Origin of the sequence: Nonomuraea sp. NPDC049655, assembly GCF_044465465.1 — a bacterium.
Taxonomy (GTDB): Bacteria; Actinomycetota; Actinomycetes; order Streptosporangiales; family Streptosporangiaceae; genus Nonomuraea.
In genome coordinates this window covers 21,767-39,483 of record NZ_JBITLS010000020.1, presented here as the reverse complement: position 1 = coordinate 39,483, position 17,717 = coordinate 21,767, and the positions used below count along the sequence as shown (strand labels likewise).

16 protein-coding genes are annotated in these 17,717 nt (G+C 74.5%); 14 read left to right on the top strand and 2 right to left on the bottom strand.

Annotated features, from left to right (window positions below; genetic code table 11):
- The first annotated feature begins 24 nt into the window (after window positions 1–24).
- The 5 genes from ACIBQ6_RS46080 (at window position 25) to ACIBQ6_RS46060 (ending at window position 5,930) form a co-directional block, all read left to right on the top strand.
- Window positions 25–1,281: a hypothetical protein gene (locus ACIBQ6_RS46080; RefSeq protein WP_358292682.1), complete on the top strand. Its 1,257-nt coding sequence runs from the start codon at window positions 25–27 to the stop codon at window positions 1,279–1,281.
- 155 nt (window positions 1,282–1,436) lie between these two features.
- Window positions 1,437–3,311, top strand: coding sequence for a hypothetical protein (locus ACIBQ6_RS46075; protein WP_397219022.1), 1,875 nt, complete (start codon window positions 1,437–1,439; stop codon window positions 3,309–3,311).
- On the top strand, window positions 3,295–4,758 hold the full coding sequence (locus ACIBQ6_RS46070) for a hypothetical protein (protein ID WP_397219021.1): 1,464 nt from the start codon (window positions 3,295–3,297) through the stop codon (window positions 4,756–4,758). The genes ACIBQ6_RS46075 and ACIBQ6_RS46070 overlap by 17 nt, the downstream gene beginning before the upstream one ends.
- 9 nt (window positions 4,759–4,767) lie before the next feature.
- The gene (locus ACIBQ6_RS46065; RefSeq protein ID WP_352324370.1) at window positions 4,768–4,890 is read left to right on the top strand and encodes a putative leader peptide; all 123 of its coding nucleotides are present in this window, start codon (window positions 4,768–4,770) and stop codon (window positions 4,888–4,890) included.
- Window positions 4,891–4,970: 80 nt separating this feature from the next.
- On the top strand, window positions 4,971–5,930 hold the full coding sequence (locus ACIBQ6_RS46060) for a TauD/TfdA family dioxygenase (protein ID WP_357979848.1): 960 nt from the start codon (window positions 4,971–4,973) through the stop codon (window positions 5,928–5,930).
- An 89-nt stretch (window positions 5,931–6,019) separates the two neighbouring features.
- Here ACIBQ6_RS46060 and ACIBQ6_RS46055 read toward each other — a convergent pair whose 3' ends face one another.
- Window positions 6,020–7,147, bottom strand: coding sequence for an acyltransferase family protein (locus ACIBQ6_RS46055; protein WP_397219020.1), 1,128 nt, complete (start codon window positions 7,145–7,147; stop codon window positions 6,020–6,022).
- A 98-nt stretch (window positions 7,148–7,245) separates the two neighbouring features.
- Complete coding sequence (locus ACIBQ6_RS46050) at window positions 7,246–7,446, bottom strand: hypothetical protein (protein ID WP_352329981.1); 201 nt, start codon at window positions 7,444–7,446, stop codon at window positions 7,246–7,248.
- Window positions 7,447–7,650: 204 nt separating this feature from the next.
- Between ACIBQ6_RS46050 and ACIBQ6_RS46045 the strand changes: the two genes are divergently transcribed.
- From ACIBQ6_RS46045 to ACIBQ6_RS46005, 9 genes are all read left to right on the top strand, one after another.
- Window positions 7,651–8,970: an aminopeptidase P family protein gene (locus ACIBQ6_RS46045; protein WP_397219019.1), complete on the top strand. Its 1,320-nt coding sequence runs from the start codon at window positions 7,651–7,653 to the stop codon at window positions 8,968–8,970.
- A gap of 62 nt (window positions 8,971–9,032) precedes the next feature.
- Window positions 9,033–9,938, top strand: a complete 906-nt coding sequence (locus ACIBQ6_RS46040) for a dihydrodipicolinate synthase family protein (protein WP_358292699.1) — start codon at window positions 9,033–9,035, stop codon at window positions 9,936–9,938.
- Entirely contained in the window at window positions 9,935–10,936 is a 1,002-nt protein-coding gene (locus ACIBQ6_RS46035; protein ID WP_352329986.1) for a proline racemase family protein, read from the top strand. Before ACIBQ6_RS46040 ends, ACIBQ6_RS46035 begins: the two co-directional genes overlap by 4 nt.
- 52 nt (window positions 10,937–10,988) lie before the next feature.
- A complete protein-coding gene (locus ACIBQ6_RS46030) occupies window positions 10,989–12,179 on the top strand; it encodes an NAD(P)/FAD-dependent oxidoreductase (RefSeq protein ID WP_397219018.1) in 1,191 nt (396 codons plus the stop codon).
- The gene (locus ACIBQ6_RS46025) at window positions 12,176–12,454 is read left to right on the top strand and encodes a (2Fe-2S)-binding protein (RefSeq protein WP_358292704.1); all 279 of its coding nucleotides are present in this window, start codon (window positions 12,176–12,178) and stop codon (window positions 12,452–12,454) included. The genes ACIBQ6_RS46030 and ACIBQ6_RS46025 overlap by 4 nt, the downstream gene beginning before the upstream one ends.
- Window positions 12,447–13,988, top strand: a complete 1,542-nt coding sequence (locus ACIBQ6_RS46020) for an NAD(P)/FAD-dependent oxidoreductase (protein ID WP_397219017.1) — start codon at window positions 12,447–12,449, stop codon at window positions 13,986–13,988. The genes ACIBQ6_RS46025 and ACIBQ6_RS46020 overlap by 8 nt, the downstream gene beginning before the upstream one ends.
- Window positions 13,981–15,495, top strand: a complete 1,515-nt coding sequence (locus tag ACIBQ6_RS46015; protein WP_387673171.1) for an aldehyde dehydrogenase (NADP(+)) — start codon at window positions 13,981–13,983, stop codon at window positions 15,493–15,495. The genes ACIBQ6_RS46020 and ACIBQ6_RS46015 overlap by 8 nt, the downstream gene beginning before the upstream one ends.
- Before the next feature lie 45 nt (window positions 15,496–15,540).
- Complete coding sequence (locus tag ACIBQ6_RS46010) at window positions 15,541–16,650, top strand: phosphotriesterase (RefSeq protein WP_397219016.1); 1,110 nt, start codon at window positions 15,541–15,543, stop codon at window positions 16,648–16,650.
- Window positions 16,647–17,717, top strand: a complete 1,071-nt coding sequence (locus ACIBQ6_RS46005; protein WP_358292716.1) for an aryldialkylphosphatase — start codon at window positions 16,647–16,649, stop codon at window positions 17,715–17,717. Before ACIBQ6_RS46010 ends, ACIBQ6_RS46005 begins: the two co-directional genes overlap by 4 nt.

Below are 17,717 nucleotides of genomic sequence, written 5' to 3'. Positions count from 1 at the left end.
GCATCGACGACCAAGGAGTGACACATGCCCGCCAAGTCCCTGCGTGACCTGATCGACTTCGCCCGCCGGCACTCGCCGTTCTACGCCGAGCTCTACCGCGACCTGCCCGACGGCGTGGACGACCTCACCGCGCTGCCGATCATCGACCAGAACGCCTTCTGGGCCGCCAACACCTACCCGGACAACAGGCTGCTGACCGGCCCCCTGACCGACGCCGGCGTCTACGCCTCCGGCGGCACCACCGGGGCGCCCAAGTTCTCCCCCTGGACGCGCTCCGAGCACGCCGACTCGGTGACCGCGTTCGGCGCCGGCATGGTGCGGGCGGGCCTGCGGCCCGGCCACCGGGTGGCGAACCTGTTCTCCGCCGGCGAGATGTACGGCGGCTTCCTCTACATCGAGCACGCCCTGCACAACGCCCCCGTGGACAACGTGCGCCTGCCCATCGCCTGCCACGCCGAGGACGGCTACATCGCCGACCTGATCGAGCTGTTCGGCGTGCACGTGCTGGCGGGGCCGCCGATGAAGCTCGGCAAGGTGGCCGAGGCGGTGATCGCGCGCGGGCGCGGCGCGCACACCGTGGAACTGCTGCTGTTCGCCGGCGACCTGCTCTTCGACGACCTGCGTCCGCAGCTCGCCAAGGCCTTCCCCGGCGCGGCGATCGCCTCGCTCGGCTACGCCTCCGTGGACGCCGGGCTGATCGGCGGCCCCGTGGCGGGCGCGGACGTGCGGGTGCACGCGGCGTTCCCCGACCGCACCCTGGTGGAGCTGCTCGACGAGGTGACCGGCGACCCGGTCACCACGCCCGGCGTGCGCGGGCGGGTGGTCGTCACCAACCTGTTCAGGACGCTGATGCCGGTCATCCGCTACCCGGTCGGCGACCTGGGGGAGTGGACCGACGCGGAATGCCGGGCCTTCCGGCTGGTCGGCAGGACGTCGGAGGGGGCCAGGGTGGAGACGGTGGCGATGTCCAGCGAGGCCGTCCGGGCCGTGCTGGTCGCCGCCGACCCGGACCGGGCGATGTCGGCGATGCAGATGGTCCAGCGCCGCTGGGACGGCAAGGACGGCCTGCTGCTCCGGCTGGCCTGCACGCAGGAGCCGCCGCCCGGCCTGACCCGGCGGCTCGTGGACGCCGTGTACGCGGCCAAGCCGCTCTACCCGAAGTCCGTGGCCGAGGGGCTGGTGCACCCGCTGACCGTCGAATGGGTGCGGCCGTCCGAGCTGGTGACGCACCCGCGTACCGGGAAGGTGCTGCAGGTGGTGGACGAGCGCCCGCACCCCTGACCCCGGCCGGAGCCTCCGGCGTCGGCCGGAGGCTCCGGATTCATCCGGATTTCTCCGCGTCGTCCGATGTTCGTTTCTATGATGGGAACGAGCGTCCGCGGGGCGATGCTCACTCGGGCACGCACCGGCTGACGACGACCAAGCAGGTTGCTGCGATGGCGGATTCGTTCAACGACGCGCACCTTCGCCTGGTGACGAAGGAGTGCCTCCCGCTCGGGAGCGGCGACCGGCTCCCGGTCATCGTGCTGCTCGGCCCCGACGGCACCGACCGCGAGGTGTGCCTCACCCGCGTCTGGAGGAGCGTCACCAGGCCCGAGTCGCCCCGGGTGCGGGTGGACTTCCGGCTGCCGGGGCTGCGCGACGCGCCGGTGGTCAAGACCGTCGAGCGCATCGCCCACGACCTGATGGAGACCTCCAGCGTCCGGCTGCCCCGGGTGGTCTTCGCGCTGCACGTGCTGGCCCTGGACCCGCGGGACCGCTCCGACAACGAGCTGGCCGGCGAACTGGACGACCTCGTGGACGGCGGCGACCCCGAGCGGCTGTCCGACGCCCTGTCCCTGCTGCGCGACCTGCTCGGCCGCATCCCGGGGGCCGAGCCGCTGGCCGCGCTCACCTCGGTGCTCCAGTACGCCGCGCGGGGCCAGCGCCGCCGCGTGGTCAGGCTGCTCAACGACAAGGGCAGGACGTGGCTGGCCGCCCAGATGGCCAACGGCAACGTGCTCGACCTGGCCAGGCGGCAGGACGGCCACGGCGGCGACCCGTCCGGGTCCGCCGGGGCGATCCTGTGCCGGGCCCTCGTCGCCGACCTCACCGACTCCTGGTCCAAGAGCCACCGCCACGCCCGCAGCTGCCTGCTGCTGCTGGAGGGGGCCGAGACCGCGGCGGGCCGCGCGCTGCTCAGGGCGCTCGGCCCGGCCAAGGGCGCCGACCCGCTGCTGGTGGTGGCGGAGTCGAAGGAGTGGCTGCCGATGGGCGGCTCGTGGGCGCGTCCCGGCACGATCGTGCCCGGTGCGGCCCACCCGCCCACGCTGGCGGAGGCGAGCTACCGCGACTGGCGGGCCGGCTACGACGCCCGGGAGCAGCCGTGGTGGTACCCCGTGCTGATGCCGCCGCTGGAGGCCGACAGGTCGCGCGCCTACGCCTCGGCCGTCCGGGAGCTGACCGGCGGCCATCCGGCCGTGACCCGGCGCCTGGGCAGGCTCGCCGCCACGGCCCAGGACGACGACGCCTTCCGCGCCGTCGTGTGCCGCGAGGACCTGCTGCGCTGGCCCGACCGGCTGCACCTGGCCCACCTGGACGAGCTCACCGACTGGGCGGCGGCCAGGAACGTGGACGACGCCGAGAGCGCCCTGCTCAAACGGGCCGGCCGGACGCCGAACCTGCGCAACGAGCTGGCCGACCTGCTCTGGCTCGACCGCCGTCCGGAGGAGCGGGACCCGCACGGCCGCTACGAGGGAGCGCGCGGCCCCCAGGTCACCGTGATCCACCCGTGGCTGCGGCGGCTGCTGCTGCACCGGCTCGCCGTCACCGGCCGCTGGGACGACGTGCACGGGGACCTGGAACGTTTCCACCTCGGCCCCGGCGGCGAGGAGAACCCGCGCAGCCTGCACCACCGCCTGGCCCGCGTCGGCCGGGACGACCCCGAGGGCCATCTGACCCACGTCGTCGATCGTCTGCACCGGCTCTTCGACCGGCTCGACGTGCGCGAGGACGGCCGCAGCCGCCTGCCGGAATGGCTGGCCGGCTTCAACGAGGTGACCACCGCCCCCAACCGGCTGCCGCTGGTCACCCCCCTGGACGAGCTGTACGACTCGCTGGTGGCGACCGCCGTCCCGCACGAGCGCGGGGACTGGCTCGTCGTGGTCAGGGCCCTGGTCGTGGACCGCTGGTTCTGGCTCGACCCGCTGCTCGACCCGTCCGGGAGCCGGGCCGAGCAGGTCGCGCGCGGGCTGCGGGACCTGGCCAGGCGGTCGGCCACCAGTCCGGCGATCTTGTTACGGGAGGCCGACAGGTATGAGCGACGACGGTGACCTCGGCACGGCCGGGGCGGGCGATCCGGCGCCGGCGGAGGTCGGCGCGAAGTGGGCGGCGGGCCGCCGCAACCGCGTCCTGCTGCGCAGGGCGCTGGCGGGGGTGCTCGTCGTGGCGGCCGTCGTCGTCCTCGGGCTCTACGTCAGGACGTCGCGGCTCACCGACGACGGCGACGCCTTCGGCCCCGACCTGGCCCCGGTCATGAGCCGCATCGCCGCCGAGAACGCCGCGGTGGAGAAGGAGCACCCGGACGACTACGTGACCGTCGTCGCGATGTTCCCGATGACCGGCTCCCTCACCGACATCGCCCTGAACAGGGAGAGCATCAGGCACGGCCTGGAGGGCGTCCACCTGGCGCAGGTGTGGCGCAATCGGCAGCCGTCCTCGCCGCCGTACGTGCGGGTGCTGGTCGCCAGCGACGGGCCGCAGGACTGGGAGCCGACGGTCGAGGCCGTCCGGGACCGGACCGCGCAGGAGCACATCGTGGCCGTGACCGGTCTGGGCGCCAGCACCGGCGCGACCCGCGGGACGGTCGCGAGCCTGAGCGCGAGCCGGTATGCGATGGTCTCGGCGGTCATCACCTCCGACGAGCTCACCGGCTTCCCCGGCCTGGCCCGCGTCGCGGCCCTGAACAGCGAGCAGGCCCAGGCCGGGGTGGTGCACGCCAGGAAGGTCAACCCCGGGCTCAGGGCGGTCGTGATCAAGGACCTCAACCCGGCCGACAGCTACGTCAAGACGCTCGCCCGGTTCTACACCGGCTCGCTGGCCGGCCGGGAACGCGTGATGGAGCTGTCCTTCGACTCCTCGACCAGGTTCTCCGGCACCGTGCTCGACGTCATCGCCGAGCGCGTCTGCAACTCGGGCGCGAACACCGTCCTGTACGCCGGGCGCAGCGAGCAGCTGCCCGCGCTGATGCAGGCGCTCAGCCAGCGCGAGCGGTGCGTCCGGCCCGGCGTCACCGTGATCACCGGCGACGACGCCAGCGAGATGAACCGCAAGGTCGACCTCGGCATGTGGGGGGACACCCGGATCCGGCTCTTCTACACGGCCCTGGCGCACCCGGCGAGCCTCGCGCTGCCCGGCGGCGGGGTGCTCACGGCGATCCGGGCCAGGTTCGAGGGCGACGACCCCGACAGCTTCCGGCGCATGTTCCCGCACGAGAGCCTCGACGACGGCATGGCCATCATGCACCACGACGCCATGTTCGTGGCCCTGGAGACGGCCAAGGCGTTCGCCCGGGAGCCGGACGTGCCCTCGCCGCAGGACATGGCGAACATGCTGACCAGCGGCACGGTGGCGGTCGAGGGCGCCAGCGGCCCGATCAGGATCGTCGAGGGCGGCGCCCGCCAGACCAAGGAGATCCCGATCCTCCAGCTCAACCCGGACGGCACCTCGGCGTACTCGGGCCGGGTCACGGTGACGGACGGCGGCCCCGGCAGGAGCTGACCGTCTTTCATGTATTACCTATTGCTTTTGTGGGAAATTTCGCGCAGGATCAGAGGCGTGAAGAGCCTTCTGGTGGCCCGCCTCCACGTCGACCTCCGGCGGCAGGCGAGCGCGCTCTGTGCCGTGCGGTGACCTCCGGGTCCCCGCTCTCCTCGGACGCCCGAGCGTCCTTCCCCCAGACCTTCCCCGAAGCTCAGAGGAGTGGCCGAACCATGTCGACACCCACCAGCGTGCTCACCGTCCGGCGGGTCGCCGGGCACATCGGCGCCGAGATCACCGGCGTCGATCTGGCCCACCCGCTCGATCCGTCCGTGGTCGAGGAGATCCGCCAGGCGCTGCTCGCGTACAAAGTCGTGTTCTTCCGCGGGCAGGAGCTCGACCACGCCGCGCAGATCGCCTTCGCCCGCCAGTTCGGCGAGCTGACCCACGCCCACCCGCACGAGGACGCGCCGCCCGAGGAGTTCCCGCAGATCCTGACCATCGACCCCCGCCGGTACGAGAAGCGTTACGGCGTCAACTACCGCGAGCTCTACCAGCGCAGGCGCTACTCCTACTTCTCCGGCTGGCACACCGACGTCACCGCCGCCGTCAACCCGCCCGCCGCCTCGATCCTGCGGGCCGAGACCGTGCCGGAGTTCGGCGGCGACACCCAGTGGACGAACCTGGTGGCCGCCTACGAGGGCCTGTCCGCGCCGCTGCGCGACCTGGTGGACGGCCTGCGCGCCGAACACCGCTTCCTGGCCGGCTACCAGGCCGCCGACGAGGACGGCAAGCTGGTCAAACGCATCAACGACAACCTGCTGATCTCCGTGCACCCGGTGGTGCGGGTGCATCCGGAGACCGGTGAGCGGGCGTTGTTCGTCAACCCCGGCTTCACCGACCACATCGTGGGCCTGTCGGCCGTGGAGAGCCGCCGCATCCTCGACCTGCTGTACGAGCAGCTCACCCGGCCCGAGTACACCGTGCGGTTCCGCTGGCAGCCCGGCAGCGTCGCCTTCTGGGACAACCGCGCCACCGCCCACCTCGCCCCGTCCGACCTCGACCACCTCGACGTGCCGCGCAGGCTGCACCGGGTCACGCTGATCGGCGACCGTCCCGTCGGACCCGACGGGTTCGTCTCGGAGATCGTGGCCGGAAGGGAGTTCAGGGCGCAGTCACTCGTGGTCGCCTGACGACGGCGGCCACCTCCGCGAGCGGGACCCGCTCGCGGCACCGGACGCGCGGGCGGGGGCTGGGGGGTGCCCGCCCGCGGCGTCGGTCCCTACTTCCGGGCGGGGGCGCGCGACCCGCTCAGCCGGCGGCCGAGCCGCTGGGCCGGGGCCTCGATCACGTGGTACGTCACCAGGCACAGCGGGATCAGGACCAGGTAGTACAGCACCAGGTTCGGCAGCAGGCGCAGCAGCAGGGGATGCAGCAGGTAGACGGAGAAGCTGATCACGCCGAGCCGGGTCAGCACGCGCGGGAACGCCCTGTGGCGCAGCGCCAGCCCCACCCCGAACACCGCGAACGCGAGCACGAGCGCGGGCGCCCATCCCGGGTCGTCCTTGGCGGGGACGCCGCAGGCCACCACCGCCAGGCAGGCGAGCCCGGCGGTCCGCCAGGAGATCACGCCCTGCTCGGCGCGGTGCACCGCGGTCCCGGCGAACATGGCGGCCAGGATGATCACGCCCTGCCAGGTGCCGGCCCGGCTGCCCAGGACCACCAGCGCCAGCCCGAGCAGCCCGCCCGCCGCGGCGGCCGCCGTACGGGCCCGGCCGTCCCCGAGGACGGTGACCGCGATCGCCGCCACGACCGCGAGGACGAGCAGCGCGGCGGTCAGGTCGGCCCCGCCGTTGATCGAGGCGCCCGGCAGCAGCAGCCCCGCGGGCACGGCCAGCGCCGCCAACGCGACGGCGATCCCCGCCGACCTGCGGGCCTGCCCGGTCGCGAACAGCGCCACGCTGATCAGATAGAACGCCATCTCGTATGACAGCGTCCAGGTCACGCCGATGACGGGCGGCAGGTTGACCAGCTCCTGCAGCATCGTCAGGTTGCCGAGCGCGACCAGGGGCGCGGGACGTTCGCCGAGGCGCGGATCCAGCGGGACCAGGCCGGCGAGGGCGAGCAGGAACGCCAGGCCGAGGGCGGCGAGCAGCAGCGGCAGCAGGCGGAAGGCCCGCCCGGTCCAGAAGGCGCGCAGGTCGCCGCGCCGTTCCAGGGACGCCGGGATGATGTAGCCGCTGACCAGGAAGAACACGAAGACGCCCCACGTGCCGAGGTCGATCCTGCGGTCCACGACCGCCCACGCGGCGGGGACGAAGGACCAGCCCGCGTGGTGCGCGGTGACGGCCAGCGCGGCGGGCCCCCGCAGGGCGTCCAGCCAGGCCAGCCGGGCGGAGGCGGGGGACATCTGTCGGATTCTAAGCCATTTGCGACAGAACCCTCCGTGAGCGGACGGCCGCCCGGATCGCGGCCGGCTTCATGCTTTTCCCGGCCGGATCGCCGCGCTCAGCGGGACGGCGAACGCCGCAGGCGCAGGCCGATCACCACGACGGCGACGCCCACCAGCAGGACCACCGGCCCGATGACCGCCCAGGCGGTGTCGCCGGTCATCACGCTGCCGCCCACCACGCCCAGTCCCTGGAGCGCCCAGAGCCCGCCCACCAGGGCCAGCAGCACGCCGACGACGATGAGGATCCAAGAGGTCATCGTTCTTCCCGTCTCTCGTCCCGCCGCGCTCGTTCCGCCGCGGGGGCTCCGTGTGCGTGATGATCGCGTGGCTTCCGCAGAGTAACCGAGCCTTTGTCACGATATGCGGATTTTTCTGGTCACCTCTTGGCGGCGGCTTCCTGTCGTCCTAGTGTTCAGTGCAATGCCACACATTACTGAGCCCTATGGAAGGAGTGATCACCGGTGCGCGACGGCAGGCCCCCGAAGCTGTCCGAGATCCCCGCTTTCACCGCGTACATGAACACCGGCTGGGGCAGCGCCGACCGCACGCCGCGGGTCGTGCCCGGCGCGGCCGAGGCCGCCGCCGCCCACCGGGCGCGGCTGGCCGAGGCGCTGCCCGGCCGGAGAGTCGTGCTGGCCGCGGGGCAGGCCCCGATCCGCAGCAACGACATGGCCTACGACTTCCGCGCCGGCAGCGACTTCGTCTGGCTGACCGGCTGCCAGATCGAGAACGCCGTCGTCGTGCTGGAGGGCGCCGAGGCCACCCTCTACGTGCCGCCGCCCGCCGGCCCCGGCGACCCGGCGTTCTTCACCGACTCCAGGTACGGCGAGCTGTGGGTGGGCGCCGCGCCCGGCCTGGACGACTGGGCGAAGGCACTGGGCGTCCCGGTCAAGCCGCTGGCCGAGCTGACCACCGAGGTGACGGACGACCAGGAGGCCGCCCGGGTCCTCGCCGAGCTGCGCATGTACAAGGACGACTGGGAGCTCGGCCAGCTGCGCGAGGCGGTGGACCGCACCGTCGAGGGGTTCGCCGCCGTCGTCCGCGAGATCCCCGCCGCCGTGGCCGGGCGCGGCGAGCGGTGGCTCCAGGGCACCTTCGACCGGTACGCCCGCGCCTACGGCAACGGCCCCGGCTACCCCTCCATCGTGGGCTCCGGCCCGCACGCGCCCACCCTGCACTGGGTGCGCTGCGACGGCCCGGTCACCCCCGGCGAGCTGCTCCTGCTCGACCTCGGCGTCGAGGCGGAGAGCTGCTACACCGCCGACGTCACCCGCACCTTCCCCGTCTCCGGCCGCTTCACCCCGGCCCAGCGGCAGGTGCACGACCTGGTCGAACGGGCCCACCGGGCCGCGCTCGCCGCCGTCGCCCCCGGCCGCCGCTTCAGCGACTTCCACCACGCCGCCATGGAGGTCGTCGCGCACGGCCTGGCCGACTGGGGCCTGCTGCCGGTCTCGGTGGACGAGGCGCTGTCCGACGCCGGCCAGCACCACCGCCGCTACCTGGTCTGCGGCGTCGGCCACCACCTCGGCCTGGACGTGCACGACTGCGGCCGGGCGAGCCAGGAGTCCTACCAGGACGCCGTCATGGCCCCCGGCATGGCGCTCACCGTGGAGCCCGGCCTGTACTTCCACCCGCACGACCTCACCGTCCCGCCGGAGCTGCGCGGGATCGGCGTCCGGATCGAGGACGACCTGGTGGTCACCGAGCAGGGCGCCGACGTGTTGTCGGCCGCGCTGCCCCTGGACGCCGACGGCCTGGAGAAGTGGATGGCCGCCGGGTAGGTAGTCGCTGTGACATTGCACCGCATAATCTCTCGAATATCCCCATGTGAGGAGACCTCAGCATGACCACCTCCGCCACGCCGTGGCGCGGCATCCACGTCGCGACGGCCCTGCCCTTCGCCGACGACCTCTCCGTGGACTACGACGGGTTCGCCGAGCACGTGCGCTTCCTGGCCGAAGGCGGCTGTGACGGTGTGACGCCCAACGGCTCGCTGGGCGAGTACCAGACGCTCACGCCGCAGGAGCGGGCCCGCGTCGTCGAGACGGCCGTCCAGGCCGCGCCGCCCGGGTTCGGCGTCATGCCGGGCGTGGCCGCGTACGGCTCCATGGAGGCCCGCCGGTGGGCCGAGCAGGCCGCCGAGGCGGGGGCCACGTCCGTGCTGCTGCTGCCGCCGAACGCCTACCGGGCACCGCGCGAGGCCGTCGTCGCCCACTACCGGGAGGTCGCCAAGGCCGGGCTGCCGGTCGTGGCCTACAACAACCCGTTCGACACCAAGGTCGACCTGACCCCCGCGCTGCTGGCCGAGCTGTACCACGAGGGCCTGATCGTCGGCGTCAAGGAGTTCACCGGGGACGTGCGCAGGGCGTACGAGATCGCCGAGCTGGCGCCGGAGCTGGACCTGCTCATCGGGGCCGACGACGTGCTGCTGGAGCTGGGCCTGGCCGGGGCCGTCGGCTGGATCGCCGGGTACCCGAACATGATCCCGCAGTCCACGACCCGCCTGTACCGGCTGGCCACCTCGGGCGACCCCGCCGACCTGCCCGAGGCGCTGCGCGTCTACCGCGACCTGCACCCCCTGCTGCGCTGGGACTCCAAGCCCGAGTTCGTGCAGTCGATCAAGCTGTCCATGGACCTGGCCGGGCGCAGGGGCGGCGCCTGCCGTCCGCCGCGCCTGCCGCTCGCGCCCGAGCTGGTCGCCCGCATCACCGCCGACACCGAGGCCGTCCTGGAAAAGGGCTACAAGTGAGATCACGTCGCACCTTCCACGCCGTCGACTCCCACACCGAGGGCATGCCCACCCGCGTGATCGTCGGCGGCGTCGGCGCCATCCCGGGGGCGACCATGGCCGAGCGCCGGCTGTGGTTCATGGAGAACAGCGACGACGTGCGCACGCTGCTCATGTACGAGCCGCGCGGCCACGCCGCGATGAGCGGGGCGATCCTCCAGCCGCCCACCCGGCCCGACGCCGACTACGGCGTGCTGTTCATCGAGGTCTCCGGGCTGCTGCCGATGTGCGGCCACGGCACGATCGGCGTGGCGACCGTCCTGGTGGAGACCGGGATGGTGCCGGTGGTCGAGCCGGTCACCACGATCCGGCTCGACACGCCGGCCGGGCTCGTGGTGGCGTCCGTGGCGGTCGAGGACGGCGCGGCGACCTCGGTGACCATCCAGAACGTGCCCTCGTTCGCGTACGCGCTGGACCGCAAGGTCGAGGTGCCCGGCTTCGGGGAGATCGGCTACGACCTGGCCTTCGGCGGCAACTTCTACGCCTTCGTCGAGCTGGCCGAGCTGGGACTGCCCTTCGACCGGGCCCGCGCCGGCGACCTGCTGTCGGCCGGGCTCGCGATCATGGACGCCGTCAACGAGCACGACCGCCCGGTCCACCCCGAGCGGCCCGACATCAACGGCTGCCACCACGTCTACCTGGCCGCCCCCGGCTCAACGGCGCAGCTGTCCAGGCACGCCATGGCCATCCACCCCGGCTGGTTCGACCGCTCGCCGTGCGGCACCGGCACCAGCGCCCGCATGGCCCAGTTCCACGCCAGAGGGGAGCTGGCCCTCGGCGACGACTTCGTCAACGAGTCGTTCATCGGCACCCGCTTCACCGGGCGGCTGCTCGGCGAGACCACGGTCGGCCCGCTGCCCGCCGTGCTGCCCTCGATCACCGGCCGCGCCTGGGTCACCGGCACCTCGCAGTTCCACCTCGACCCGACCGATCCCTTCCCGGCGGGGTTCCTGCTGTGAGCCGTCCCGCCCAGGCACGCGGCCCGCGGGCGGGCGGCGCGAAGGGCACGCCGTGAGCGCCGACCTCGTCGTGGTCGGCGCCGGCGTGGTGGGCGCGGCCGGCGCGTACTTCGCCGCGCTGGCCGGGCTGCGCGTGGTGGTCGTCGAGCGCGGCGCCATCGCCGGGGGCACCTCCAGCGCGGGCGAGGGCAATCTGCTCGTGTCCGACAAGGAGGCCGGGCCCGAGCTGGACCTCGCGCTCTACTCCCAGCGGGTGTGGCGCGAGGACCTGGCCGAGCACGCCGGGCTGTGGGAGTTCGAGGCCAAGGGCGGGCTGGTCGTCGCGGCGTCCGGGCCGGGCCTGGCCTCGCTGCGCGAGCTGGGCGAGCACCAGCGCCGCCACGGCGTCGAGGTGCGCGACGTGGCGGCGGAGGAGCTGCGCGACTACGAGCCGCACCTCGCGCCCGGACTCGCCGGAGCCGCCTTCTACCCCCAGGACGCCCAGGTCCAGCCCATGCTGGTGGTCGCCCACCTGCTGCGGCTGGCCCGCGCGCACGGCGCCGAGGTGCGCACCGGCACCGGCGTCACCGGCTTCCTGCGCGACGGGCGCCGGGTGACCGGCGTGCGCACCACGGCCGGCGACCTGCCCGCCGGGGCGGTGCTCAACGCGACCGGCACGTGGGCCGGCGACGTCGCCGCCCTGGCCGGGGTGCACGTGCCCGTCCTGCCCAGGCGCGGGTTCGTGCTGGTCACCCAGCCCATGCCGCCGCGGACGATCCGCCACAAGGTCTACGCCGCCGAGTACGTCGGGGACGTGGCCAGCTCCGACGCCGCCCTGCAGACCTCGCCCGTCGTGGAGGGCACCGGCAGCGGCACGATCCTCATCGGCGCCTCCCGGGAGCGCGTCGGCTTCGACCGCACGTTCTCCCCGCGGGCGGCCGGGGCGCTGGCGGCCAAGGCGATCGCGCTGTTCCCCATGTTGCGGGACGTCCGGGCCATGCGCACGTACCTGGGCTTCCGGCCGTACTGCCCGGACCATCTGCCGGTGATCGGGCCCGACCCGCGCGCGCCCGGGTTGTGGCACGCCTGCGGGCACGAGGGGGCGGGCATCGGACTTTCCGCGGGCACCGGCAAGCTCGTCGCCCAGGCGCTCACCGGCCGCACCCCGGACCTCGACCTCAAGCCGTTCGCCCCCGACCGCTTCCCCACCCCCGACCACTTTCCCGGCACCGGGCCCGCGACGACCGAGGAGGGACCCCGATGACCCACCAGATGACCTTCCGCGGCGCGAGCGTCCCCGCCGAGCCGGGGCAGAGCGTCGGGGCCGCCCTGGTCGCGGCCGGCATCCTCGACTGGCGCACCACCCGCGGGGCCGGCCGGCCGCGCGGCCTGTTCTGCGGCATCGGCGTCTGCTTCGACTGCCTCATCACCGTCGACGGCGTCCCGGACCTGCGCGCCTGCCTGGTCCCGGCGCGCGACGGCATGCGCCTCGGCGACGACGCCCCGGCAGACGGTGAGCAGGGAGGTCGTCATGCGTGAGACGCACGACGTCGCCGTGGTCGGCGCGGGCCCCGCGGGGCTGGCCGCCGCCGTCGAGGCCGCCGAGGCCGGGCTGGACGTGGCCCTCGTGGACGGCGCCCGCCAGCCGGGCGGCCAGTTCTGGCGGCACTACGACGAACGCCACGCCCGCCCCGAGGACGCCGCCGGGCACCACGACTGGCCGGTCTTCACCCGGCTGCGCGACCGGCTGCGCACCCTGACCGCCGCCGGACGGGTCCGCTACCTGCCCGGCCACCAGGTCTGGCTGGCGACCCGCGACGGCGCGGGCACGTTCACGCTGCACACGACGCCCACCGTCCCCGAGGAGGGGGTGTCCGGCACGACGGTGACCGCCCGCGCGCTGATCCTGTGCCCCGGCGGCTACGACCGGCAGCTGCCCGTCCCCGGCTGGGACCTGCCCGGCGTGATGGCCGCCGGGGGAGTGCAGGCCCTGCTCAAGGGGCAGCGCACGCTCGCGGGCCGCCGCGCGGTCGTCGCCGGGACCGGGCCGTTCCTGCTGCCGGTCGCCACCGGCCTGGCCGCGGCCGGGGCCAGGGTGGCGGCGGTCGCCGAGGGCAACGCCACGCTCGGCTGGCTGCGCGACCTGCGCGGCGCCGCGTCCGTGCCGGCCAAGGGGCTGGAGGCGCTGCGGTACGCCGCGCTGATGGCCCGCCACCGCGTGCCGTACCGCACCGGGACCGTGGTCACCGAGATCCTGGGCGAGGACCGGGTCGAGGCCGTCCGGCTGGCCCGGCTCGGCCGCGACGGCCGCCCGGCCGGGCCGGCCCGTGAGATCCCCGCCGACCTCGTCGCGCTCGGCTGGGGGTTCACGCCGTCCCTCGAACTGCCGCTCATGCTCGGCGCCGACACCAGGAAGGACGTCGACGGCTCGCTCGTCGTGACCGTGGACGCCTTCCAGCGCACCGGCGTCCCCGGCCTGTACGTCGCGGGCGAGGCGACCGGCGTCGGCGGCGCGGTCCTGGCCCGGCAGGAGGGCCGGCTGAGCGCCCTGGCCCTGGCCCGTACGCTGGGCCGCCGGGCCGACCCGGCGCTCATGGGCCGGTTGCGCCGGTCGATCGCCCGCGGGCGGCGCTTCGCCGCGGCCATGCACCGGACCTACCCCGTACCGCGCGCCTGGACGTCCTGGCTGCGGGACGAGACGCTGGTCTGCCGCTGCGAGGAGGTCTCCTACGGCGACCTGCGCCGCGCCCACGACGACCTGGGCGCGGGCGACCCGCGCACGCTGAAGATGCTGGCCAGGCCGGGCATGGGCTGGTGCCAGGGACGGGTGTGCGGGTTCGCCACCGCCGGCGTCGCGGCCTGCCTGAGCCGCCGCGAGAGCACGGCCGGCGACCTGCGCCCGCTGTCCACCCGGAGCCTGGCGGCCCCGGTGTCCCTGGGCGAGCTGGCCGCGCTCGCCGACGAAGACCCTGACGCCCCAGCCGAAACCCCCGACGAAGACCCTGACGCTCCAGACGAAACCCCTGACGACGCCCCCGACGAAGACCACGAAAGAGGACGAGACCGTGAGTGACGTGCTGAGCGTCGACCCGCGTACCGGACAGGCCCGCGAGCGCGTCGCGGCGGAGTCGACGCCACGGGACGTGGACCGCGCCGTGCGCGCCGCTGCCGCCGCCGCCCCCGCCCTGGCCGACCGGTCCGTACGCGCCGACCTGCTGCGTACCGCCGCCGCGCTGCTGGAGGAGGGCGGCGAGGAGATCATCGCGACCGCCGACGCGGAGACCGCGCTCGGCCGCGTGCGCCTCACCGGCGAGCTGGCCCGCACCTGCTACCAGCTGCGGGCCTTCGCCGACGTGGCCGAGTCGGGCGCCTTCCTGGACGTGATCATCGACCACGCCGACCCGGCCGCCCGCCCGGCCCCCCGTCCCGACCTGCGGCGCTACAAGGTGCCGCTGGGCGTGGTCGCGGTGTTCGCGGCGAGCAACTTCCCGCTGGCCTTCAGCGTGCCGGGCGGCGACACCGCCAGCGCGCTGGCCGCCGGGTGCCCGGTCGTCGTCAAGGCGCATCCGGACCATCCGGCGACCAGCGTCCTGACCGCCCGCGCGCTGCGCGCCGCCGCGGAGAAGGCCGGTCTGCCGGCCGACGTCGTGGGTCTGGTCCATGGCTTCGCGGCGGGCCCGGAGCTGGTCCGGCACCCGCTGACCGCCGCCGTCGGCTTCACCGGCTCGGTACGCGGCGGGCGGGCGCTGCACGACCTGGCCGCCGCCCGTCCGCGGCCGATCCCGTTCCACGGCGAGCTGGGCAGCCTCAACCCGGTCGTGGTGACCGAGCGGGCCGCCGCGACCAGGGCGGCCGAGATCGGCGCGGGCCTGGCCGCCTCCTACACCCAGGGACTCGGCCAGTTCTGCGTCAAGCCGGGCCTGGTCCTGCTGCCCGCGGGCCCGGCGGGCGACGCGGTGCTCGACGCCGTGGTCACGGCCGCCGTGCCCGCCGGACCGCTGCTCGACCCGCGCATGCGGGCGGCCTTCCTGGACGGCGTGCGCTCCCGAGCCCAGCTTCCCGGGGTCACGCAGGCGCTGGCCGCGGGCGAGGACGACGCCGCGCCGCTGGCCGTCCGGCCGGGCGTGCTGACCGTGGCGGCCGAGCGGCTCGCGGACGGCGACGCCCACGCCGAGCTGCTGGAGGAGTGCTTCGGACCGGTCACCGTCGTGGCCCGGTACGGCTCGGAGTCCGAGCGGGACGCCGTGCTCGACGCGCTGCCCGGCAACCTCACCGCGACCGCGCACCTGGCGGCCGACGAGCGCGAGGGCGCGGCGGCCGGCCTGGTGGCCCGGCTGGCCGGGCTGGCCGGGCGGGTCGTCGTGGACGGCTGGCCCACGGGCGTGTCGGTCGCGCCCGCGATGCAGCACGGCGGGCCGTACCCGGCCTCGACCAGCACCTCGACCTCGGTCGGCGGCACCGCGATCGAGCGCTGGCTGCGCCCGGTGTGCTTCCAGGACACCCCCGACCCCCTCCTGCCGCCGGAGCTGCGCGAGGCCAATCCGCTCGGCGTCCCCCGGACGGTGGACGGAGTCGCCTGACGCTTTTATCTACACTTGTAGACGCTCTGGGGCTATATTGCTCGTGTGTCCACCACCGATGCCACGGTCGTGGCCGTCACCGGCGAGGTCCCAGCGGCCTCGCTGGGCGCGGTCCTGCCGCACGAGCACCTGCTGAGCGACTTCGCCCCGCCCGACGACACGCCCGAGTCCTGGGCGCGTACCGGCCGCACCCGTCCCACGGCGGCCGGCGCCCTGTGGCTCTACCGCGCGCCGCTGACGATGGACCTGCTCGGCGAGATCGGCATGGGCGCCGTCAACCGGGACGACCTGCTGCTCGGCGACGCGGGCCTGGCCGCCGCCGAGCTGGCCGCGTTCCGGGAGGCCGGCGGCGGCACGGTGGTGGACCTGACGACCGACGGGCTCGGCCGCGACCCGGCCGGGCTGCGCCGGCTCGCCGAGAAGACCGGCGTGACCGTCGTCATGGGCTGCGGCCGTCACCACCCCACCCGGACCGCCATCCCCGCCGCCCGGGACGCCGCCGCGCCGACCTCGGCCCGGGACGCCGCCGCGCCGGCCGAGGAGTTGACCGAGGAGCTGGTCCGCGACCTCACCGAGGGCGTGCGCGGGGTGCGGGCCGGCATCATCGGCGAGCTGGCCGCGCTCGACCCCGGCGTGCCCGCCGAGCGCGCGCTCCTGGTCGCCGCGGCCCGCGCGGCGGCGGCCACCGGCGCCGCCGTCTCGCTGGCCCGCAACGAGGACCCGGCCGTCCAGCAGCGCGTCCTCGACCTGCTCGCCGAGGAGGGCGCGGACCTCACGCGGGTGGCCGTCGGCCACTGCGACGCGCTCTCCCCGCGGCCCGACGACCTCGAACCGCTGCTCGGGCGCGGCGTCTTCGTGCAGTTCGACCAGCTCGGCAGGCTGCCCACCGCGCTCAGCGTCTCCGACGACCAGGACGTCGCCGCGGCCGTGCTCGAACTCGCCCGCCGCGGCCACGCCGGACGCCTCCTGCTGTCGCAGGGCGTACGGGCCAAGTCCCAGCTCCTCGCCTACGGCGGCGGCGGGTACGCCTTCGTCCTGCGGCAGTTCGTGCCGTACCTGAGGATGCTCGGAGCCGACGACGAGCTGATCGAGACCGTCACCGTGCGCAACCCGAGGCGGCTGCTCACGCTCCGGACCGAGGAGGCGGGCTCGTGAGCCGCTACCCCTTCCCCATCCCCGATCTGGCCGGGCAGGCGCTCACCGTCGCCGGCCCGGTGGACCCGGCGCTGCTCGGGCAGACGTCCATGCACGAGCACATCTTCATCGACCTGCGCAGGCCCGCCCGGTCCCGCCGGCCCGGCGAGGACGCGCCGGCGGCGGCCGAGCCGCTCACCCTGGCCAACCTCGCCCGCACCCGCCACGGCGGGCCGAACGCCGACAACGACCTGCTGGGCGACTTCGACGAGATGCTCGCCGAGACCCTCGCCTTCGCCCACAGCGGCGGGCGCACCATGGTCGAGGTCTCGCCCATCGGACTCGGCCGCGACCCCGAGGCGCTGCTGCGGCTGTCCCGGGCCACCGGGATGCACATCGTCATGGGCGGCGGCTGGTACACCCCGGCGTTCCACCCGGCCGACATGGACGAGCGCACCGTGGACGACCTGGCCGACGTCATCGTGCGCGACGTCGTGCTCGGGGCCGACGGCACCGGCGTGCGCGCGGGCGTCATCGGCGAGGTCGGCGCGGAGTCGGTGCCGCTGACCGGCGGCGAGCTCAAGAGCGTGCGGGCCGCCGGACGGGCCGCCCGCGTCACCGGCGCGCCGGTCACCTTCCATGTCGGCGGCGTCGGCGAGGAGAAGTTCCGGGTGCTCGACATCCTCCAGGAGGAGGGCGTCGCCCCCGGCAACGTCGTCCTGGGCCACTGCATGGACGTCCTGTCCGGCCCCGGGTTCGCCGAGCGGCTGCTGGCCCGCGGCGTCTTCGTCGAGTTCGACTTCCTGGCCGCGCCGGGCAGCCCGTGGGGGCACCTGGTCCTGGGCAGCGACCACAAGGTGCTGCGCGGCATCGCCGACCTGGTCGAGCGCGGGTACGCGGGCCAGATCGTGCTCGGCCACGACGTGTGCCAGAAGATCCAGCTCAAGCGGTACGGCGGCAAGGGCTACGACTACATCCCGCGGCACTTCCTGCCCGCCCTGCGCCGCCTCGGCGTCAGCCCCGAGGCCATCCACATGATCATGGTCGAGAACCCGGCACGGGCGCTCGCCTTCGCAGAACCGCAGTGA